This is a genomic window from Pseudomonas sp. NFACC16-2 (assembly GCF_900119205.1).
GTDB lineage: Bacteria > Pseudomonadota > Gammaproteobacteria > Pseudomonadales > Pseudomonadaceae > Aquipseudomonas > Aquipseudomonas fluorescens_Q.
In genome coordinates, this window is record NZ_FPIX01000003.1 from 165,318 (window position 1) to 185,167 (window position 19,850).

At 61.9% G+C, this 19,850-nt stretch carries 19 protein-coding genes; 13 read left to right on the forward strand and 6 right to left on the reverse strand.

The genetic code is table 11. The features are described from left to right. Nucleotides 1-76: 76 nt before the first annotated feature. The 3 genes from dsbG to dsbD are packed head-to-tail and all read right to left on the reverse strand — an operon-like array spanning nt 77 to nt 3,416. The gene (gene dsbG / locus BT116_RS05100) at nt 77-844 is read right to left on the reverse strand and encodes a thiol:disulfide interchange protein DsbG (RefSeq protein ID WP_072340694.1); all 768 of its coding nucleotides are present in this window, start codon (nt 842-844) and stop codon (nt 77-79) included. Further along, nucleotides 820-1,689 carry a TlpA family protein disulfide reductase gene (locus BT116_RS05105; RefSeq protein WP_072340697.1) on the reverse strand — a complete coding sequence of 290 codons (870 nt, stop codon included), beginning with the start codon at nt 1,687-1,689 and terminating at the stop codon, nt 820-822. The genes dsbG and BT116_RS05105 overlap by 25 nt, the downstream gene beginning before the upstream one ends. Beyond that, nucleotides 1,689-3,416 (reverse strand): protein-disulfide reductase DsbD, encoded by a 1,728-nt coding sequence (gene dsbD, locus BT116_RS05110; RefSeq protein WP_072340700.1) that lies wholly within the window; start codon nt 3,414-3,416, stop codon nt 1,689-1,691. Before dsbD ends, BT116_RS05105 begins: the two co-directional genes overlap by 1 nt. Before the next feature lie 175 nt (nt 3,417-3,591). Here dsbD and BT116_RS05115 point away from each other — a divergent pair, with 175 nt between their 5' ends. The 4 genes from BT116_RS05115 to BT116_RS05130 all read left to right on the forward strand — a co-directional run bounded on the left by BT116_RS05115 (nt 3,592) and on the right by BT116_RS05130 (nt 7,634). Continuing rightward, a complete protein-coding gene (locus BT116_RS05115) occupies nt 3,592-4,272 on the forward strand; it encodes a response regulator (protein WP_072340703.1) in 681 nt (226 codons plus the stop codon). Next, entirely contained in the window at nt 4,269-5,600 is a 1,332-nt protein-coding gene (locus tag BT116_RS05120; RefSeq protein WP_072340706.1) for an ATP-binding protein, read from the forward strand. The genes BT116_RS05115 and BT116_RS05120 overlap by 4 nt, the downstream gene beginning before the upstream one ends. A 309-nt stretch (nt 5,601-5,909) precedes the next feature. Further along, the gene (locus BT116_RS05125; protein WP_072340709.1) at nt 5,910-7,322 is read left to right on the forward strand and encodes an aspartate aminotransferase family protein; all 1,413 of its coding nucleotides are present in this window, start codon (nt 5,910-5,912) and stop codon (nt 7,320-7,322) included. Between the two features lie 84 nt (nt 7,323-7,406). After that, the gene (locus BT116_RS05130; RefSeq protein ID WP_072340711.1) at nt 7,407-7,634 is read left to right on the forward strand and encodes an MbtH family protein; all 228 of its coding nucleotides are present in this window, start codon (nt 7,407-7,409) and stop codon (nt 7,632-7,634) included. A 122-nt stretch (nt 7,635-7,756) separates the two neighbouring features. Here BT116_RS05130 and BT116_RS05135 read toward each other — a convergent pair whose 3' ends face one another. Next, the gene (locus BT116_RS05135) at nt 7,757-8,653 is read right to left on the reverse strand and encodes a LysR family transcriptional regulator (RefSeq protein ID WP_072340714.1); all 897 of its coding nucleotides are present in this window, start codon (nt 8,651-8,653) and stop codon (nt 7,757-7,759) included. A 103-nt stretch (nt 8,654-8,756) separates the two neighbouring features. Here BT116_RS05135 and BT116_RS05140 point away from each other — a divergent pair, with 103 nt between their 5' ends. Then, nucleotides 8,757-9,602, forward strand: coding sequence for a type 1 glutamine amidotransferase domain-containing protein (locus BT116_RS05140; protein ID WP_072340716.1), 846 nt, complete (start codon nt 8,757-8,759; stop codon nt 9,600-9,602). A 133-nt stretch (nt 9,603-9,735) separates the two neighbouring features. On the opposite strand, the gene BT116_RS05145 is transcribed toward BT116_RS05140, so the two are convergent. Next, nucleotides 9,736-10,554, reverse strand: a complete 819-nt coding sequence (locus BT116_RS05145) for a posphoenolpyruvate synthetase regulatory kinase/phosphorylase PpsR (RefSeq protein WP_025212674.1) — start codon at nt 10,552-10,554, stop codon at nt 9,736-9,738. 184 nt (nt 10,555-10,738) lie between these two features. On the opposite strand from BT116_RS05145, the gene ppsA reads away from it, so the two are divergent. From ppsA to BT116_RS05190, 8 genes are all read left to right on the forward strand, one after another. Next, nucleotides 10,739-13,114, forward strand: a complete 2,376-nt coding sequence (gene ppsA / locus BT116_RS05155; RefSeq protein ID WP_072340723.1) for a phosphoenolpyruvate synthase — start codon at nt 10,739-10,741, stop codon at nt 13,112-13,114. A 252-nt stretch (nt 13,115-13,366) separates the two neighbouring features. After that, complete coding sequence (locus BT116_RS05160; RefSeq protein WP_072340726.1) at nt 13,367-14,356, forward strand: alpha/beta fold hydrolase; 990 nt, start codon at nt 13,367-13,369, stop codon at nt 14,354-14,356. Nucleotides 14,357-14,482: 126 nt separating this feature from the next. Continuing rightward, nucleotides 14,483-14,974, forward strand: coding sequence for a ribonuclease E activity regulator RraA (gene rraA, locus BT116_RS05165; protein ID WP_003199517.1), 492 nt, complete (start codon nt 14,483-14,485; stop codon nt 14,972-14,974). Between the two features lie 25 nt (nt 14,975-14,999). After that, entirely contained in the window at nt 15,000-15,995 is a 996-nt protein-coding gene (locus BT116_RS05170; RefSeq protein WP_063322265.1) for a zinc transporter ZntB, read from the forward strand. Between the two features lie 63 nt (nt 15,996-16,058). After that, nucleotides 16,059-16,304 carry a hypothetical protein gene (locus BT116_RS05175; RefSeq protein WP_003199521.1) on the forward strand — a complete coding sequence of 82 codons (246 nt, stop codon included), beginning with the start codon at nt 16,059-16,061 and terminating at the stop codon, nt 16,302-16,304. 2 nt (nt 16,305-16,306) lie between these two features. Then, complete coding sequence (locus BT116_RS05180) at nt 16,307-17,131, forward strand: mechanosensitive ion channel family protein (RefSeq protein ID WP_003199523.1); 825 nt, start codon at nt 16,307-16,309, stop codon at nt 17,129-17,131. Nucleotides 17,132-17,222: 91 nt separating this feature from the next. Continuing rightward, on the forward strand, nt 17,223-17,813 hold the full coding sequence (sigX, locus tag BT116_RS05185) for an RNA polymerase sigma factor SigX (protein ID WP_003183614.1): 591 nt from the start codon (nt 17,223-17,225) through the stop codon (nt 17,811-17,813). Between the two features lie 108 nt (nt 17,814-17,921). Continuing rightward, nucleotides 17,922-18,956 (forward strand): OmpA family protein, encoded by a 1,035-nt coding sequence (locus BT116_RS05190; RefSeq protein ID WP_072340730.1) that lies wholly within the window; start codon nt 17,922-17,924, stop codon nt 18,954-18,956. A gap of 129 nt (nt 18,957-19,085) precedes the next feature. Here BT116_RS05190 and cobA read toward each other — a convergent pair whose 3' ends face one another. Next, on the reverse strand, nt 19,086-19,841 hold the full coding sequence (cobA, locus tag BT116_RS05195) for a uroporphyrinogen-III C-methyltransferase (protein ID WP_072340732.1): 756 nt from the start codon (nt 19,839-19,841) through the stop codon (nt 19,086-19,088). Nucleotides 19,842-19,850 lie beyond the last annotated feature (9 nt).

Here is a 19,850-nt window from a genome sequence, read left to right on the forward strand (position 1 = left end):
CCAAGTCGACAGCATTGGGGCCGCTTCGCGCCCCAGCGGGGATAAATCCCCTCGCCACAGGTGTTTGTCCAGGGCTTTACTTCGGCCCGAGTATCTTCACCAGCTTGTCCGGCGACGGCGCGCCTTGCTGCTGTTGCAGCTCGCCTTTGTCATCCAGATAGAAAATCGCCGGGGTGGCGGACAGTTCCAGTTCGTCCATCAACTGTTGGTTGGCGTCCAGTTTTGCCTGGATGGCCGGCGGTATGTCCTTGAGCGGTTTGAGCGGGCTGCCCTTGCCGGCCTTTTCATGCTCGGCCAGGGCTTTTTCCGGGTCCTTGGCCGCCAGCAAGGCGGCGGATTTACCCGGGCTGTCTTCGCGGATGATGCCCACCATGATGTGGCGCAACTGCACCTTGCCGGCCTTGACCCAGGGCCGGGCCTGTTCCCAGAACATGTTGCAGTACGGGCAGTTCGGGTCGCTGAACAGGTACACCGTGCGTGGTGCGTCCTTGTTGCCGTCGGCGATCCAGTTGCTGCCCTCCATCTTCGCCCAGATGGCCTTGGCCATCGGTGCATAAACCAGTTTTTGCAGTGGCTCGGCGCTCAGGTCCTTGCCGTCGGCGTCGTACAGGTTACCCAGCAGGACGTGCTGCCCATCCGGGGTCAGGTACAGCGCCATGCCACGGTTCTGGTATTGCGCCGCGTAACCGCGCAAGCCGTCCGGCGCGTCGAAGGTGCCGATGATTTTCGCGCCCTTGGCTTCGATCCTCTTGATCGCTGCAGGCAATTCTTCGGCCTGGAGCAGCGGGGCCTGCGACAGTGCGGTGGCGACGGCCAGGGTCAGCAGGTGGCGGAGGCGGGGCATGGCGTTTTCCTTGTGGCGGAGTGGGGCGTTGTGGACGAGTCCGGCGTTTCGAAGTTTTCCAGGGCGCGAGCCAGGCTCGCTTCCGACAATTCCCCCAGGTGGCTGCCCAGCAGGCGGCCATCGGCGCTGTAGAACAGGGTGGTCGGCAGGGCCATGGATCCGACAGCCTGGCCGAGGCGGCCGCTGCCGTCGAACAAGACGTTGTCCAGGCTCAGGCCTTGGGTGGCGAGGTAGGTGCTGACGCTTTGCATGCTTTCGGCCTGATTGACAAACAGGAAGGTCAGGTCCGGACGCTGTTGCTGGGCTTCTTCGAGCACCGGCATTTCACGCCGGCAGGGCGGGCACCAGGTGGCCCATAGATTGATCACCAGGGGGCCGCCCTGGTAATCGGTGAGTTTTACGGTCTCGCCGTCGGCGGTGCGCAGGGTGATGTCTGGCAGCCGGGTGCCTTGTTCATAAATCGTCAACGACAGGGTCGCCACCAGCCAGAACAGCAAGCCGCTGCCGACGCCGAAGCCCAATGGTCGGCGCAGGGGCGGACGGCGTCGTCCCCACAACAAGGCGGCAATCAGCAGCGCGACGATGCCCGGCCAGGCCAGGAAGCCACCATCGCGCAGGTCGACGATCTGCCAAGGGTCGTCCCGGTAATGTTGCCAATAAGCGACGACGAAGCCGATCCGTGCGGCCAGTAGGCCCAGTAGAAACAGCACGAACAGTACCGATTCGGGGTTTTCGCCCCCGCGCTTGGCCACCCGCCAGCCCACGAAGGTCGCCAGCGCCAGGGCGCTGATGAGCAACAGGTGGTTGAGGGCGATGGCAAAGGTGCCCAAGGTGAACGTCAGCATCAGCGCGCGTCCCGGGTGAGGTTCCAGCGCTCCAGGAACGCCTTGGCGTCGACTTCCCCGGTGATCCGCTGGCTGCGGCGTTCTTCACCGTCGGCGCCGATCCACAGCAGGCTCGGCGGCCCCGGCACTTGGTAACGGCCCAGCAGTTCCCGGCTGGCGGGGCTGTCGGCGGTGACGTCCAGGCGCAGCAGGCGCACACCGTTCAAGGCGTCGAGCACTTCGCTGCGACCGAAGACCTGTTTTTCCATGATCTTGCAGGACACGCACCAGTCGGCGTAGTAGTCCAGCAGCACCCACTGGCCCTGGGCCTTGGCGGCGTCCAGTTCCCGCTGCAGGGCGGCGGGCTCGCTGACCGTGACGAACGCATCGTGGGCACTGACGGTCGCGCGGCCCTCGGTGCCGGCGTAGACCTTCAGGGGCTGGAAGAAATCATCGCCGCCGCCCGCGGCGCCAATCACCAGCAGGCTGCCCCACAGGCCGAACAGCAACGAAGCGCTGCCGCAGACATAAGCGATGCGGCCGAACCCTTCGGTCTGGCGCCAGGCGCTGTAGGCGGCGATCAACAACAGCACGCCCCACAGGCCGACCCACAACGAACCGTCGATGATCGGGCGAATCATCAGCAGCGCGGTGCCCAGGAACAGGAAGCCGAATACGCCCTTGAGCAGGTTCATCCAGGCGCCGGGCTTGGGCAGGAAGCGGTTGCCCACCGTCACCAGCAGCAACAGTGGCAGGCCCATGCCGATGCCCATGGTGAACAGGATCAGCCCGCCGTGCAGCGCATTGCCGCTCTGGGCGATGTACAACAGCGCGCCGGCCAGCGGCGCGGTCATGCACGGGCCCACCAACAGGCCGGACAGCGCCCCGAGGATCCCGGCACCCACCAGGCTGCCGCCGCGGCGCTGGCGCCCGGCGTTTTCCAGGCGGTCACGCAGGGCGGCCGGCAATTGCAATTCGAAGAAGCCGAACATGGGCAGCGCCAGCAACACGAATACCGCCGCGAAGCTGCCCAGCAGCCACGGTTGTTGCAGCAGCGCCTGGAGGTTGGCGCCCAACAGCGCGGCGAGCACGCCCATGGCGGCGTACACCAGGGCCATGCTGATCACGTAGCTGCCGGCCAAGGCCAGGCCGCGTCTCGGCCCGGCGCCGCTGCCCACCACCAGCCCGGCCAGGATCGGCAGCATCGGCAGCGAACAGGGGGTGAACGCCAGCAGCAGGCCCAAGCCGAAGAACACCAGCAGGCTCCAGCCCAAGGCCCGTTGTTGCAGGCCGCTGGCCAGGGCCTGGTCCGGCGCCTCGCCGCGGGCCGCCACCGGTGCGCTGCCACCCAGGTCGACCACTTGGGTCTGGGGTGGATAGCACAGGCCGGCGTCGGCGCAGCCCTGGAAGCCGACCTTGATCTTGCCCGTGGCACCGGCCGGAATCTTCAGCTCCAGCGCCTGGCGATAGACCTGCTGGTCGCCGAAAAACTCGTCGCTGTGGGGTTCACCCTCCGGCAGCTTGGGTTTTTGCGCCTCGGCCAGGCCATCGAACTTGAGCCGCTGCTGATACAAGTAGTACCCATCGGCGATCTGCCAGAACAGCTGGGTTTCACCGGAGTCCAGGCGTTCGGAGGTAAACACGAACGCCTTTTCCACCGGCAGGAAATCGGGTTTGGTTTCGAAGGGATTGGCGGCCTGGGCCAGGCCCGAGATCAGGAACAGCCACAGCAAAAACAATCGACGCATGGATAAAGCCTTAGAACGAAGCAAGTGGAAAACACAATGGCGGCTGGCGATTAACCGTCGATTAACCCGGCGACGACCGGCAGGCAGCAATGATCGCCCATGTTGGCCGTACTCGTCGCATAATGTCGGCTTAATCGGCCGGCGGCCTAATGTACCTTTTTCCACGGGGCTTACCATGCGCGTACTGGTCTGCGAAGACGATGAGTTGATTGCCAGTGGGATCGTTGCCGGCCTTACGGCGCAGGGCCTGACTGTCGAGCACGTCGCCACCGCATCGGCGGCGCGGGCGATGGTCGGGGTGGCGGAATTCGACGTCATGGTGCTGGATCTGGGATTGCCCGACGAGGACGGTCTCAAGCTGCTCAGGCAACTGCGTCAGCAGGGGATGCAGACGCCGGTGCTGATCCTCACTGCCCGAGACTCGGTAACCGACCGGGTCGACGGCTTGCAGGCCGGCGCCGATGACTACCTGCTCAAACCCTTCGACCTGCGCGAGCTTGCGGCGCGCCTGCACACGTTGCTGCGGCGCGTGGCGGGGCGCAGCGTCAACCTGATCGAGCACGGTCGCCTGACCTACGACCCCAGCAGTCGGGAAACCACCCTGGACGGCCAGCCGGTGGATCTGTCCCGGCGCGAGCAATCGCTGTTGCAGGCGCTGCTGCACAGTCGCGGTCGGGTGCTGTCCACCGAACAACTCAAGGACAGCGTCTACGGCTTCAACGACGAATTGGAAAGCAACGCCCTCAACGTTCATATCCATCACCTGCGGCGCAAGTTGGGCAACGGGATTGTCGAGACTGTGCGCGGCTTGGGTTATCGCCTGGGGCCGGCCGAAGGTGGAGAGTCCTCCAAGTGATGAGCCTGCGACTGCGCCTGAGCCTGACCCTCGGCGCGGCTTTCGCCCTGATCTGGGCCCTGGCCGCGGCGTGGATGCTCAGTGACCTGCGCAACCAGATGATGTTCTCCCTCGACCAGCGCCTGGTGGCTTCGGCGCGGATGGTCGCCGGGTTGCTGGAACAGATGCCGCCGCTGCCCAGCAAGGGCGATGGCACCCACTTGAGCTCCGAGCAATTGAGCATTCCCGGCGGCATGGCCTGTCAGGTCAGTTCCTTGCGCGGCGAGATTCTGGCCCGCAGCCACGGCACTCCAGAGCAAACCCTGGAAGCCGAGAAAATGGGCTTCCACGACCAGATGATCGATGGCGCGCCCTGGCGCAGCTTCACCCTGGCCCGGGGTGACTTGCGTATCACCACCGCCGACCGCCAGATCGAACGCGAAGCCCTGAACATGTCGATACTGCTGGCCGCCTCGGTGCCGGTGGGCGTGGCATTGCTTGGTTGCCTGTGCCTGTTGTGGCTGGGCATCGGCCAGGGCCTGGCGCCGCTCAATCGCATGCGCGATGCGCTGATGCGGCGTAGCGCCGATTCCCTGGAGCCCTTGCAGATCCATCCACTGCCCAGCGAATTGCGACCGCTGCTGGAGACCCAGAACCAGCTGTTCCAGCGCATCGGCAAGACCATCGAGCGCGAGCGACGGCTGACCGGCGACGCTGCCCACGAGCTGCGCAGCCCGCTGACCGCGATCAAGACGCACCTGCAAGTGGCGCGCATGACCGAGGGCGCCGCCCGCGACCAATCCCTGGCCCGGGCCGAGGAGGGCACCGACCGCATGCATCGCACGCTCGAACAGTTGCTGCTGCTGGCGCGGGTAGAAGGTAGCCTGTCGTTCGACGATGGCGTGCAATGCAACGCCGAGCAGGTCGCCCGGCTGGCGATCCAGGATGCCGCTAGCAGTGATTCCCGGCGGATCAGGCTGCACGTATCCCCAGGGTTGTCCGATGCACCGGTGCAGATGCCGGCGGTGCTCTCCATCGCCGCCTTGCGCAACCTGCTGGATAATGCCCTGCGCCATACTCCGGACGATACCGATGTGGAGCTGAGCCTGGAGATGGTCGGCCAGCGCGTGCGCTTCCAGGTCCGCGACCACGGCCCCGGCATCGCCGCCGACGACATCCAGCACCTGACCCAGCGCTTCTGGCGCAATGGCCAGAGCACCGGCTGCGGCCTGGGGCTGGCGATCGTCCAGGCCATCGTCCAGCGTTGCGGTTGCGGCCTGCATTTCGACACGCGCCCGGATGGGCTGCGGGTCGAGTTGACGGTGCCGGTGCAGGTAGTGCTCGGCTAAGTGGATGAACCTGTGTGGCGAGGGGATTTATCCCCGCTGGACCGCGCAGCGGGCCCAAACCGGCCATCTCGATCAACCTGATACACCTCGTTCCCTGGCTTGAGGGCTGCTGCGCAGCCCAGCGGGGATAAATCCCCTCGCCACACAGGTCATTGATCGAGCCGGTAGGGAAAGTTCGACCGGAGAGTAAATCCATGCCGCGCTGATGCGTTTCCACAACAGGAAACCTGCATGTGCGCCCGACCGGATACGCACCTGTGCGGTGTGCCTTTTGGGTCGCTACTTACAGTGGATTGCGGGGGTCGAGAGATGTCAGTCGCCAACAGCCTTATCGAAGCACAGCCGGCACGGGTCAGCCCTGCGCCGGTAGAGACGCTCTACCAGTTCAATGAGTCGCCGCTGCTGGCCCGCCAGAGTCGGCAGGAGTCCAATGCCCGCAGCTACCCACGGCGGATTCCCTTGGCCCTCAAGCGTGCCAGGGGACTGTATGTCGAGGACGTCGAGGGTCGCACCTTCATCGACTGCCTAGCCGGCGCCGGCACCTTGGCGCTGGGGCATAACCATCCGGTGGTGATCGAGGCGATCCAGCAGGTGCTGGCCGATGAGCTGCCCTTGCATACCCTGGACTTGACCACGCCGGTCAAGGACCGCTTTGTCCAGGACCTGTTCGGCCTGTTGCCGGCGCAACTGGCCGCCGAGGCGAAGATCCAGTTCTGTGGCCCCACCGGCACCGACGCGGTGGAAGCCGCCCTCAAGTTGGTGCGCACCGCCACCGGCCGCAGCACCGTGCTGTCGTTCCAGGGTGGTTATCACGGCATGAGCCAAGGGGCGTTGAGCCTGATGGGCAGCCTGGGGCCGAAGAAACCCTTGGGCGCCTTGCTCAGCAATGGCGTGCAATTCATGCCATATCCCTACGACTACCGCTGTCCGTTCGGGTTGGGTGGTGCCGAGGGCGTGAAGGCCAACCTGCATTACCTGGAAAACTTGCTGAACGACCCCGAGGCCGGCGTGCAATTGCCGGCGGCGGTGATTGTCGAGGTGGTGCAGGGTGAGGGCGGGGTGATCCCGGCCGATTTTGACTGGCTACGCGGTTTGCGGCGCATTACGGAACAGGCCGGTGTGGCGTTGATCGTCGACGAAATCCAGAGCGGTTTCGGCCGTACCGGCAAAATGTTCGCGTTCGAGCATGCCGGGATCATTCCGGACGTTGTCGTCCTGTCCAAAGCCATCGGCGGCAGTCTACCGCTGGCCGTGGTGGTCTACCGCGACTGGCTCGACACCTGGCTGCCAGGTGCCCATGCCGGGACTTTCCGTGGCAATCAAATGGCCATGGCTGCAGGTTCTGCGGTGATGCGCTATCTGCTGGAGCACAACCTGCCGGCCCACGCCGCCGCCATGGGGGAGCGCTTGCGCGAGCACCTGCTCATCCTGCAGAGGGATTTCCCGCAACTGGGCGATATCCGTGGTCGTGGGCTGATGCTCGGCGTCGAGCTGGTGGATCCGACGGGCCTGCCGGACACCCTCGGTCATCCGCCGGTGCATGCAGGCCTGGCGCCACGGTTGCAGCGCGAATGCCTCAAGCGCGGGCTGATCCTGGAGTTGGGTGGCCGGCAGGGCGGCGTGGTGCGTTTTCTGCCGCCGCTGATCATTACAAAGGCAGAAATCGACCGGGTCGCCGAGATTTTCGGGCGAGCCTTGAAGGCAGCCGTGGCCGACAGCTAATTTTTCCCCGGCGCCGTACGTTCCTTTCATATCCTGGCTGCGCATGTGTTGCAGCGAACCTCGAGCAAAGATGGAGAAACACCCATGACTTCAGTATTCGACCGCGAGGACATCGTCTTTCAGGTCGTGGTCAACCACGAAGAACAGTATTCGATCTGGCCAGACTACAAGGCGATTCCCGAAGGCTGGCGCACCGTCGGCAAAAGCGGGTTCAAGAAGGAATGCCTGGCCTACATCGAAGAAGTCTGGACCGACATGCGCCCGCTGAGCCTGCGCAAGAAGATAGAAGAGCAGGCGGCTGCGGCCCACTAAATGTAGAGCCTGTGGCAGCAAGAAAGCTTCCCAAAGGAAGGCTGCGGGAGCGCACAAATCTTGCAGCCACATCAAAACCCCTGTGGGAGCAAGCTCGCTCCCACAGGGGCCGGCGTTACCCACTATTGCTCGATCAAAAAATCAATCAACGCCCGTGCCGCCGCCGGCAATTGCCGATGGGGCGGGTAGATGATTGAAAAGGGCCGGCTGCGCCCGCCAAAGTCCTCCAGCAAAGCCACCAGTTCCCCACGCTCGATTCGCTCCCGGACAATGAATTCATAGGTCTGGCAGATCCCCATCCCGGCCTGTGCCAGGGACACGATACCCAATACATCATCGGACACTTGCACATTGCCCGCCGGCAGCCATTCCCGGTCTTCATGATTGTCGCGAAACAGCCAGGGAGCGATGCGTCCGCTGCTGGGCATTACGAAGGACAGGCACGCGTGGGCAGCCAGTTCATCGACGTGCCGGGGTGTTCCGGCGCGTTCCAGGTAGTGCGGCGCGGCCACCAGGCACAGGCGGGCGTCTTCGAGCTTGCGCCCGACCAGGCCGCTGTCCGGCAGCGGCCCAAGGCGGATCGCCAGGTCATACCCCTCGGCCACCAGATCGACATTGCGGTTGGTGATACTCAACTCGACCCGAACTTGCGGGTAAGCCTCGGCGAAACGCGACAGCAGCGAGGGCAGGCGGTAATGACCGTAGGTGGTCGGTACGCTCAAGCGTACGCGACCGGTCAAGACACCGTCCTGGCCCTGGATTCGCCGCTCGGCGTCGTCAATCAGGGCAAAGGCCGAGCGTGACTGTTCCAGGTACAACGTGCCGGCGTCGGTGAGGTTCAGCCGCCGTGTGGTGCGTCGCAGCAGCTGTACGCCGAGCCGGGCTTCGAGGCGGGAGATGGCCCGGCTCAATACCGAAGGCGTGGTCCCCAGCGCCACGGCACCGGCGCTGAGCGTGCCTTTTTCCACGACCGTGACGAAGGCTTCCACGTCGGCCAGATAATCGAATCGGCGTGCCATTGTTGCCTCCAGGGGCCAAGTGATGTTCCGGCGCGCCAGTTTATCGCCGGTCAGGGCATCAATACAGTGAGCGCATCTTTTATCGAAACATCCAGGAGTCATCATGAAAAAGCTCACGACCTTGGCAACGTCTGTCGTTCTGGCGGGTATTGGCGTCGCGGCCCATGCCGATAACGTGCTGGTGGTCCTGTCGGATTCCGATCATCTGGATCTGAACAATGGCAAGGTCTTCTCCACCGGGTTTTACCTCAACGAATTGCTGCAGCCGGTGAAGCTGTTGCTCGATGCCGGTCACCACGTGACGTTCGCCACCCCGGAGGGCAAGGCGCCGACGCTGGACCGGTCCTCGGAGGACAAGATGTACTTCAATAATGACCCGGCGGAGCTGGAGCGTTACCGGGCGTTGCTGGCTCGACTGAACATCACTTCGGCCAAGGACTCACCGGTGATTAGCCTGGCCCGTGTCGAGCAGATCGGTCTGGAACAGTTCGATGCCCTGTACATTCCCGGCGGGCATGCGCCCATGCAGGATTTGCTCACGAGCGCACCGCTGGGGCGGGTGTTGACGCATTTCCATGACAAGGGCAAGACCACCGCGCTGGTCTGCCACGGCCCGATCGCGTTGCTGTCGACCTTGCCTGATGCCAAGGGCTTCGTCGGTCGGTTGGCCAGCAAAGGCCAGGCCTCGCCCCCGTCCGACTGGATCTACAAGGGGTACAACATGACGGTGATCAGCAACCAGGAAGAAGAACTCGCCAAGGGGTTGCTGGGCGGCGGGACCATGAAATTCTATCCACAGACCGCGCTGGAGCAGGCGGGCGGGCGCTACAGCAGCAATACCGCGCCATGGACGTCCCATGTGGTGAAGGATCGGGAACTGATTACCGGCCAGAACCCGGCGTCGGCGCTGGCGGTGGGGCAGGCGTTGGTTGAGCGGTTGAAACCATAGGCCGGAAGGCTTCCTATCCCTTGTGGGAGCGAGCTTGCTCGCGATTGCGGCGGGTCAGCAAGATCAATATTGGCTGACACTCCGTCATCGCGAGCAAGCTCGCTCCCACAGGTTTTTCCGGCACACCGGCTGGTTATTTAAACCGCCGCTCCACCCCTTTCTCCACCAGGATCTTCGCCGAAATCTCTTCCACGGAAAAATGCGTGGAGTTGATATGGGGAATGTTCTCCCGCCGGAACAGGTTCTCCACCTCGCGCACTTCGAACTCGCACTGGGCGTAGCTCGAATAGCGGCTGTTGGGCTTGCGCTCGTTGCGGATCGCGGTGAGGCGGTCCGGGTCGATGGTCAGGCCGAACAATTTGTGGTGATGGGCGCGCAGGGCGCTGGGCAGTTGCAGGCGCTCCATGTCGTCTTCGGTCAGCGGATAGTTGGCCGCGCGGATGCCGAATTGCATCGCCATGTACAGGCACGTCGGTGTCTTACCACAACGCGACACCCCCACTAGGATCAGGTCGGCCTTGTCGTAATAATGCGTGCGGGCGCCGTCATCGTTGTCCAGCGCGAAGTTGACCGCCTCGATCCGCTCCATGTAGTTGGAGTTGTGGCCAATGGAGTGGGACTTGCCGACCGAGTAGGAGGAATGCTCGCTCAGTTCCTGTTCCAGGGGCGCCAGGAACGTGGAAAAAATGTCGATCATGAAACCATTGGACGTTGCGAGAATCTCACGGATGTCCTGATTGACGATGGTATCGAAGATAATCGGGCGGAAACCGTCGGTTTCGGCGGCTTTATTGATTTGCTGTACCATGGCCCGCGCCTTGTCGACGTTGTCGATGTACGGCCGTATGAACTTGGCGAAGGTAATGTTTTCGAACTGTGCCAACAGGCTTTGGCCTAGCGTTTCGGCCGTAATGCCGGTGCCGTCGGAGATAAAGAAAGCAGATCGTTTCATTTGCGCCTTGGGCCTTAAGCTAGTGAGCTAGTGACGATTCTTGGATATGATAGGCGCGATTTGCTGGCCGCCAGTGGTCCGCATTCTCACTTATTTTCCAGGTCCAGGCCATATCGCCGGTCATCGCTCCCCTGGGGCCACCGGTGCCTTGAGCTTTTCCAACACAGTTAGTGGAGAGATCACCTTGGTAGAGTACGTAGTTTCCCTCGATAAGCTCGGCGTCCATGATGTGGAGCATGTGGGGGGCAAGAACGCATCCCTGGGCGAGATGATCAGCAACCTCGCCGGTGCCGGTGTATCGGTACCAGGTGGCTTCGCCACGACCGCCCAGGCTTATCGTGATTTCCTGGAACTGAGCGGCCTGAACAAGCAGATCCACGATGCGCTCGATGCCTTGGACGTCGATGACGTCAATGCCCTCGCCAAGACCGGTGCCCAGATCCGTCAATGGATCATGGAAGCCGAGTTCCCCGAGAAACTGAACGCCGAGATCCGCACCGCTTTCGCCAAGCTGTCCGAAGGCAATCCCGACATCGCCGTCGCCGTGCGCTCCTCGGCCACCGCCGAAGACCTGCCGGATGCCTCCTTCGCCGGCCAGCAGGAAACCTTCTTGAACATCCGTGGCGTGGAAAACGTCATCCGTGCCGCCAAGGAAGTCTTCGCCTCCCTTTTCAACGACCGTGCCATTTCCTACCGCGTGCACCAGGGCTTCGACCACAAGCTGGTCGCCCTGTCCGCCGGTGTGCAGCGCATGGTCCGCTCCGAAACCGGCACCGCCGGCGTGATGTTCACCCTCGACACCGAGTCGGGCTTCCGTGACGTGGTGTTCATTACCGGCGCCTACGGCCTGGGTGAAACCGTCGTGCAGGGCGCGGTGAACCCGGATGAGTTCTACGTCCACAAAGGCACGCTGCAAGCCGGTCGCCCGGCCATCCTGCGCCGCAACCTGGGCAGCAAGGCCATCAAGATGATCTACGGCGACGAAGCCAAGGCCGGTCGTTCGGTGAAGACCGTCGACGTGGACAAGGCCGAGCGCGCGCGTTTCTGCCTGACCGACGCCGAAGTCAGCGAACTGGCCAAGCAGGCGATGATCATCGAGCAGCACTACAAGTGCCCGATGGACATCGAATGGGCCAAGGACGGTGACGACGGCAAGCTGTACATCGTGCAGGCCCGTCCGGAAACCGTGAAGAGCCGCACCCAGGCCAACGTCATGGAACGTTACCTGTTGAAAGAAACCGGCACCGTGCTGGTGGAAGGCCGTGCCATCGGCCAGCGCATCGGCGCCGGCAAGGTACGGATCATCAACGACGTCTCGGAGATGGACAAGGTCCAGGCCGGCGACGTACTGGTCTCCGACATGACCGACCCGGACTGGGAACCGGTGATGAAGCGCGCCAGCGCGATCGTCACCAACCGCGGCGGGCGTACCTGCCACGCGGCGATCATCGCCCGTGAACTGGGGATCCCGGCCGTGGTGGGTTGCGGCAACGCCACCCAACTGCTCAAGGACGGCCAGGGCGTGACCGTGTCCTGCGCCGAAGGCGATACCGGCTACATCTTCGAGGGCGAACTGGGCTTCGATATCAAGAAGAACTCCGTGGACGCCATGCCAGAGCTGCCGTTCAAGATCATGATGAACGTCGGCAACCCGGATCGCGCCTTTGACTTCGCGCAACTGCCGAACGCTGGCGTGGGCCTGGCCCGCCTGGAGTTCATCATCAACCGCATGATCGGCGTGCACCCCAAGGCACTGCTGAACTACGACGGCCTGCCACAGGACATCAAGGACAGCGTCGACAAGCGCATTGCCGGTTACAACGATCCGGTCGGTTTCTACGTCGAGAAGCTGGTGGAAGGCATCAGCACCCTGGCGGCGGCCTTCTGGCCGAAAAAGGTCATCGTGCGCCTGTCGGACTTCAAGTCCAACGAATATGCCAACCTGATCGGCGGCAAGCTCTACGAGCCGGAAGAAGAGAACCCGATGCTGGGCTTCCGTGGTGCTTCGCGCTACATCAGCGAATCGTTCCGCGACTGCTTCGAGCTCGAATGCCGCGCCCTCAAGCGTGTGCGCAACGAAATGGGCCTGACCAACGTCGAGATCATGGTGCCGTTCGTCCGGACCCTGGGCGAAGCGAGCCAGGTCGTCGACCTGCTGGCCGAAAACGGCCTGGCCCGTGGCGACAATGGCTTGCGCGTGATCATGATGTGCGAGTTGCCATCCAACGCGATCCTGGCTGAAGAATTCCTCGAATTCTTCGACGGTTTCTCCATCGGTTCCAACGACCTGACCCAGCTCACCCTGGGCCTGGACCGCGACTCCGGGATCATCGCGCACCTGTTCGATGAGCGGAATCCGGCGGTCAAGAAGCTGCTGGCCAACGCCATTGCCGCCTGCAACAAGGCTGGCAAGTACATCGGCATCTGCGGCCAGGGCCCTTCGGACCACCCGGACCTGGCCAAGTGGCTGATGGAGCAGGGCATCGAAAGCGTTTCGTTGAACCCGGACTCCGTGCTGGAAACCTGGTTCTTCCTGGCTGAGGGTCAGGCGGCGGTCTGATCGAGTGAAGGGGCGCTCAACGGTAATATTGTTTAAAGGCTGGTGAAGTTCATTGTGGCGAGGGAGCTTGCTCCCGCTGGACTGCGTAGCAGTCCCTTTCTTGTGAGCGCTTCGCACTCAAGCGGGAGCAAGCTCCCTCGCCACGGTTTCACTTATCCTCTTCAATGAGCAGCGTTACAGTTACGCGACCCCTTTTTGATTGAAGTAGGGCGGGCTCCTGACAGATGCCGCCCTTTTTTGTGCAAGAGCATTATGCAAAGCAGCAGCAACCTCTTTCCTGTCGCCCTGATCAGCGCCGAGCGGCGCGGTGATCTGAGCGAAGACGTCTATCGCTTGAAACCCGGCAACAGCCCGGACGCCAGCGTCGAACTGGCCGTCACCCGGCTGGGCATGGCCGACGCCTGCGAAACCCGCGGGGTCCCGGTGATCCTGTTGCACGGCAGTTTTTCCAATCGGCGCTTCTGGTATTCCCCCAAGGGCCTGGGCCTGGGCGCGTACCTGACACGCCTGGGGTTCGATGTCTGGATCCCCGAGATGCGCGGCCATGGGTTGTCCCAGCGCAACCAGGGTTATCGCAACAATCGCGTGGCCGACTACGCCCGCTACGACTTGCCGGCCATTGGTGCCTTCGTGCGTGAGCAGAGCGGGCAAGTGCCTCACTGGATCGGTCATTCCCTGGGGGGCATCACCCTGGCGGCCGCCTTGGGCGGCCATTACCTGGGCAAGCCGGCGGTGGCTTCGGCGGCGTTTTTTGGTACCCAGGTCAGCCGCACCTACTGGCCGCTGAAGATTCCGCCAGTGGAGTGGAGCGGTCGTTTCATTCTCAAGCGTTTTGCCCAATTGTCCGGTTCAAGGCTCAAGCGCGGCCCCGAGGACGAGCCCATCGGCCTGGCCCTGGAAAGCATGCGTTGGTACGGCCTGTTCGGACGTTTCGGCGATGCCGAGAAGAACTGGTGGGCCGGGTTGGCCGATGTCCAGTTACCGGTGTTGGCCGTGAGTGCCGCAGGCGATCACCAGGACCCGACCTGGGCGTGCCGCAAACTCTTCGATCAGATCGGTTCCGAGCACAAGCAGTTTGTCTGCCTGGGCCGGGGACAGGGGTTCACCGAAGATTTTGGTCACGTCGAGATGCTGGTGAGCAAGGCCGCGCATCTTGAAGTCTGGCCACTGGTGGCGCGTTGGCTCAAGGATCAGCAGGCCCCTTTGCTGGCGCAACAGCCCCGGTTGGCCGAGGCGGTTTGAGGCGAAGGCTCTGACAAGGGCATTTCGCTCTGGTCGGCTTGCGGCTAAGATATGACGCTTCAAGCGGTTCCAGTCACAAACGGTTGCTCATTCAGTCCGACGTTCCAGCCTTTCAGGAGTTGTTCGATGAACCATTACCTCACGCCCGACCTGTGCGACGCCTACCCGGAACTGGTGCAGGTGTTGGAGCCGATGTTCAGCAATTTCGGCGGCCGCGATTCCTTCGGCGGCGAAATCGTGACCATCAAGTGCTTCGAAGACAACTCGCGGGTCAAGGAGCAGGTTGAACTCAAGGGCAACGGCAAGGTGCTGGTGGTCGATGGCGGCGGTTCCCTGCGTCGGGCGCTGCTGGGAGACATGCTGGCGGAAAAAGCCGCGAAAAACGGCTGGGAAGGACTGGTGGTCTATGGTTGCATCCGCGACGTCGACATCATTGCCCAGACGGACCTCGGGGTCCAGGCCCTGGCCAGTCACCCGATGAAGACCGACCGGCGCGGCGTTGGCGAACTCAATGTGCCGGTGACCTTTGCCGGCGTGACGTTTCGTCCGGGCGAGTATGTCTATGCGGACAATAACGGCGTAATCGTCTCGCCAAGCCCGCTGAAAATGCCTGAATGAAGCAGTACAGCCATAAGGGATGAGGATGTTCGAGGAAGAAAACGCGCAGTGGGGGCTGGTGCATGCCCTGGTGCTGGACGGTAAAGGCGGCGCGCGTTCCATAGCCCGGACCGAACTCGACGATTTGCAGTTGCAGGCCCATGAAAGCCTGTGGCTGCACTGGGATCGCAGTCATCCGCAAACCCACACCTGGTTGCGCAAATCCAGTGGCCTGAGCGAGTTCAACTGCGACCTGCTGCTCGAAGAAAACACCCGGCCACGGCTGTTGCCGTTGCCCAATGCCGAGCTGCTGCTGTTCCTGCGGGGGATCAATCTCAATCCGGGCGCCGAACCTGAAGACATGGTGTCGGTACGGATCTTTGCGTCCGCCCAGCGGGTGATCTCCCTGCGCCTGCGTCCGTTGCGCGCCACCGATGAGCTACTGGCGCAACTGGCCGAGGGCAAGGGCCCGAAGACGGCGTCCGAACTCATCCTCTACATGGCGCAATACCTCACCAACAAGGTGCAGGACCTGGTCACGTGCCTCTCCGAAATCGTCGATGGCGAGGAAGAAAAACTCGATACCGACGAACGGTATACTCCCGAGCACGACGCCATTTTGCACATCCGTCGACGGGCTGCCGGGCTCAAGCGATTCCTGGCGCCACAGCGGGACATCTTCGGCCAGATGACGCGGCTCAAACTGCCATGGTTTTGCGACGATGACGGCGACTACTGGAACGAATTGAACAATAGCCTGACCCGTTACCTCGAGGAGCTGGAATTGACTCGAGAGCGCGTGGGGCTTGTGCTGGAGGCCGAAGACCGACGCCTTTCGGTGCGCATGAACCGCACCATGTACCGCTTCGGTATCGTCACCGGGATTTTCCTGCCGATGAGTTTTCTCACCGGCCTTCTGGGTATCAACGTCGGCGGCATTCCGTTTTCCGAAAGCCCCTACGGTTTCATGGTCGCGTGCTTGCTGATGATCTGCGTGGCGCTGGGGCAGTGGTGGTTGTTCCGTCGTTTGCGCTGGGTGTGATGGGGTTTCATGTGACCCGACGAAATTTGATCGCGTCTTCCACAGACATCACGAGAGGTGCGTATGCACGATCCGTTTGAACAGTCTTTGCGCGACATGCTCAAGGCTTCGCCGTCCAGCCGGGACGACGATGCATGCCTGGGACGTGTACTGAAAACCGCCAACCGCCAGGTCGGCGCCGGCGATCTGTTCAGCCTGCTGGGCCGCTGGTTGCCCGCGCTGATGATTGCCCTGAATAACGGATCGGCCCATCTCTCGCCGGTTTCCCGCCGTAAACCTGTTACTCGCACCGCTGATAAGGCTGATTGAATATGGAACTTGATCTCTGGACCCAGAGCCTCGTCACGGCGATGACTGCGTTGTGGACCAAAGTAGCTAACTTCATCCCGAACCTCTTCGGCGCACTGGTGGTGCTGCTATTGGGCTTTGTCGTGGCCAAGCTGCTGGACACGCTGCTGTCCAAGTTGCTCGCCAAGCTGGGCCTCGATCGCCTGATGGGCGGCACCGGCCTGACCAAGTTGCTGTCCCGTGGCGGCATCCAGGTACCGATCTCGACCCTGGTCGGCAAGATCGTGTACTGGTTTGTATTGCTGATTTTCCTGGTTTCCGCAGCAGAATCCCTTGGCCTTGAGCGAGTTTCGGCGACGCTCGATATGCTCGCCTTGTATTTGCCGAAGGTTTTTGGTGCAGCGCTGGTGTTGCTGGTTGGCGTTCTGCTGGCGCAACTGGCCAATGGGCTGGTGCGCGGCGCGGCCGAGGGCGTTGGGCTGGACTACGCCGCTGGCGTAGGGCGAATTGCCCAGGGCCTGGTGATCATCATCAGTATTTCGGTGGCGATCAGCCAGTTGGAGGTCAAGACAGACCTGCTCAACCACGTGATCGTGATCGTTTTGATTACCGTTGGTCTGGCGGTTGCGCTGGCAATGGGATTGGGGAGTCGTGAAATCGCCGGTCAGATACTGGCGGGAATCTATGTGCGTGAATTGTATGAGGTTGGGCAACAAGTGCGTGTAGGCGAGGTCGAAGGCCAGATCGAAGAGATTGGCACGGTGAAGACCACATTGCTGACCGAGGAGGGCGAGCTGGTGTCGCTTTCCAATCGGATCCTGCTGGAACAGCATGTGAGTAGCCGCTAACCCGGCAAATCCTGCTAATGTATGCCGCCGCAAAATGCCTGCTATCGCAGGCTGCGGCGCACATTGACCTAGACTGTCGGCCCGACTTGTTTTGAACAAACCCCAATCGCTATCTACGCGCTACGACCCCCGTGATCTCTCCGATGAGGAGTTGGTCGCGCGCGCGCATACCGAGCTGTTTCACGTAACGCGCGCCTATGAAGAATTGATGCGCCGTTACCAGAGAACATTATTTAACGTTTGTGCACGATATCTTGGGAACGATCGCGATGCTGATGATGTCTGTCAGGAGGTGATGTTGAAGGTGCTGTATGGCCTGAAGAACTTCGAGGGGAAATCGAAGTTCAAGACCTGGCTCTACAGCATCACCTACAACGAATGCATCACGCAGTATCGCAAGGAACGGCGAAAGCGTCGCTTGATGGACGCTTTGAGCCTGGATCCTCTGGAGGAAGCGTCGGAAGATAAGGCGCCCAAGCCCGAGGAGAAGGGGGGACTCGATCGCTGGCTGGTCTATGTGAACCCGATCGATCGGGAAATTCTGGTGCTACGATTTGTCGCAGAGCTGGAATTCCAGGAGATCGCAGACATAATGCATATGGGTTTGAGCGCGACAAAAATGCGTTACAAGCGCGCGCTCGACAAATTGCGTGAGAAATTTGCGGGCATTGCTGAAACTTAAGTTCGGCGCAAATATCTCTTACGTGTAGGCAAGTTCTGATAGACTTGCCGCCGAGTTGTCCCCCGGTTTGCGGGACTGCTTCACAATCACCAGATGGGGATTTAACGGATGAAACTGAAAAACACCTTGGGCTTTGCCATTGGTTCTTTGATTGCTGCCACTTCGTTCGGCGCTCTGGCACAAGGCCAAGGCGCAGTTGAAATCGAAGGCTTCGCCAAGAAAGAACAATTCGACAGCGCTCGTAACTTCAAGAACAACGGCAACCTGTTCGGCGGTTCGGTTGGTTACTTCCTGACCGACGACGTTGAACTGCGTCTGGCCTACGACGAAGTGCACAACGCCCGTACTGACGACGGCACCAACGTCAAAGGCGCCAACACCGCTCTGGACGCTCTGTACCACTTCAACAACCCAGGCGACATGCTGCGTCCTTACGTCTCTGCCGGTTTCTCCGACCAGAGCATCGACCAGAATGGCAGCAACGGTCGTAACCGTTCCACCTTCGCCAACGTTGGCGGCGGCGCCAAGCTGTACTTCACCGAGAACTTCTACGCCCGTGCCGGCGTTGAAGCTCAGTACAACATCGACCAGGGCGACACCGAGTGGGCTCCAAGCGTCGGTATCGGTGTGAACTTCGGTGGCGGCTCCAAGCCTGCCGCTGCTCCAGTTCCAGCTCCGGCTGAAGTCTGCTCCGACAGCGACAACGATGGCGTGTGCGACAACGTCGACAAGTGCCCTGACACCCCAGCCAACGTAACCGTTGACGCTGATGGCTGCCCAGCTGTTGCTGAAGTCGTACGTGTTGAGCTGGACGTCAAGTTCGACTTCGACAAGTCGGTCGTCAAGCCTAACAGCTACGGCGACATCAAGAACCTGGCTGACTTCATGAAGCAGTACCCATCCACCAGCACCACTGTTGAAGGTCACACTGACTCCGTCGGTCCTGACGCTTACAACCAGAAACTGTCTGAGCGTCGTGCAGACGCCGTCAAGAAAGTTCTGACCAACCAGTACGGTGTTGAATCGTCCCGCGTTCAGTCTGTTGGCTACGGCGAATCCCGCCCAGTTGCCGACAACGCCACTGAAGCTGGTCGTGCAGTTAACCGTCGCGTAGAAGCGCAGGTTGAAGCCCAAGCTAAGTAATTAGCCCACAGCTTTGGAAGAGCCCGGCCTAGGCCGGGCTTTTCTTTGTATGCGATTTATCAGTCCGTCTGTGGCGGACGAAGCAAAACCTGTGGGAGCGAGCTCGCTCCCACAGGTAGGAGGTGTATGTCAGAGAGCTGAAACCTGTGTCCAGGCAGGGGGAGCGGCGGCCAGTTCGGCAGCGCCGGCCACCGCGCCAATCACCAGGATCGCCGGGCTCTTGAGTTGAAAGGCGTTTGCATCGGCTTCCATCGAGGCCAAGTCGCTGCGGCAGTCACGTTGATGGGGCAGGGACGCATTTTCGATCATGGCGACAGGCGTGTTCGCCGCCAAGCCACCGGCCAGCAACTGTTCGCGGATCTCGCTCAGTTTCGCCACACCCATGTACACCACCAGCGTCGTGCCGCTTTGCGCCAAGGCTTGCCAGTTCAGGCTACTGCCGTCCTGGGTGTGGGCCGTCACCAGCGTCACGCCCCGGGCAACCCCACGCAGGGTCAGTGGAATATCGCATTGGGTCGCCCCCGCGAGGCCGGCGGTGATGCCATTGACCATCTCCACGTCGACACCATGCTCGCGCAGCCACTGCGCCTCTTCACCACCGCGGCCGAAGATGCAGGGGTCGCCGCCCTTGAGACGCACCACGCATTTGCCCTGGCGGGCATAACGCAGCATCAATCGATGAATGAAGGCCTGGGGTGTGGAGCGGCAGCCGCCGCGCTTGCCCACGGCAATGATGCGCGCATCGGGGCTATGTTCCAGCACCGCTGCGTTGACCAGGTCGTCGATCAACACCACGTCGGCCTCGCGCAGGGCGCGCACGGCTTTGAGGGTCAGTAATTCAGGGTCACCAGGACCTGCACCCACCAGCCAGACTTTTGCGTTCATAGTGTTTTC

What these genes read in the sequence shown, in the direction of transcription:
- dsbG (WP_072340694.1), bottom strand. Translation starts at nt 844, where the DNA reads ATGCCCCGCCTCCGCCACCTGCTGACCCTGGCCGTCGCCACCGCACTG.
- BT116_RS05160 (WP_072340726.1), top strand. Translation starts at nt 13,367, where the DNA reads ATGCAAAGCAGCAGCAACCTCTTTCCTGTCGCCCTGATCAGCGCCGAG.
- BT116_RS05190 (WP_072340730.1), top strand. Translation starts at nt 17,922, where the DNA reads ATGAAACTGAAAAACACCTTGGGCTTTGCCATTGGTTCTTTGATTGCT.
- BT116_RS05130 (WP_072340711.1), top strand. Translation starts at nt 7,407, where the DNA reads ATGACTTCAGTATTCGACCGCGAGGACATCGTCTTTCAGGTCGTGGTC.
- BT116_RS05175 (WP_003199521.1), top strand. Translation starts at nt 16,059, where the DNA reads ATGCACGATCCGTTTGAACAGTCTTTGCGCGACATGCTCAAGGCTTCG.
- dsbD (WP_072340700.1), bottom strand. Translation starts at nt 3,416, where the DNA reads ATGCGTCGATTGTTTTTGCTGTGGCTGTTCCTGATCTCGGGCCTGGCC.
- BT116_RS05180 (WP_003199523.1), top strand. Translation starts at nt 16,307, where the DNA reads ATGGAACTTGATCTCTGGACCCAGAGCCTCGTCACGGCGATGACTGCG.
- BT116_RS05135 (WP_072340714.1), bottom strand. Translation starts at nt 8,653, where the DNA reads ATGGCACGCCGATTCGATTATCTGGCCGACGTGGAAGCCTTCGTCACG.
- BT116_RS05115 (WP_072340703.1), top strand. Translation starts at nt 3,592, where the DNA reads ATGCGCGTACTGGTCTGCGAAGACGATGAGTTGATTGCCAGTGGGATC.
- BT116_RS05140 (WP_072340716.1), top strand. Translation starts at nt 8,757, where the DNA reads ATGAAAAAGCTCACGACCTTGGCAACGTCTGTCGTTCTGGCGGGTATT.
- rraA (WP_003199517.1), top strand. Translation starts at nt 14,483, where the DNA reads ATGAACCATTACCTCACGCCCGACCTGTGCGACGCCTACCCGGAACTG.
- BT116_RS05170 (WP_063322265.1), top strand. Translation starts at nt 15,000, where the DNA reads ATGTTCGAGGAAGAAAACGCGCAGTGGGGGCTGGTGCATGCCCTGGTG.
- BT116_RS05145 (WP_025212674.1), bottom strand. Translation starts at nt 10,554, where the DNA reads ATGAAACGATCTGCTTTCTTTATCTCCGACGGCACCGGCATTACGGCC.
- BT116_RS05105 (WP_072340697.1), bottom strand. Translation starts at nt 1,689, where the DNA reads ATGCTGACGTTCACCTTGGGCACCTTTGCCATCGCCCTCAACCACCTG.
- BT116_RS05125 (WP_072340709.1), top strand. Translation starts at nt 5,910, where the DNA reads ATGTCAGTCGCCAACAGCCTTATCGAAGCACAGCCGGCACGGGTCAGC.
- cobA (WP_072340732.1), bottom strand. Translation starts at nt 19,841, where the DNA reads ATGAACGCAAAAGTCTGGCTGGTGGGTGCAGGTCCTGGTGACCCTGAA.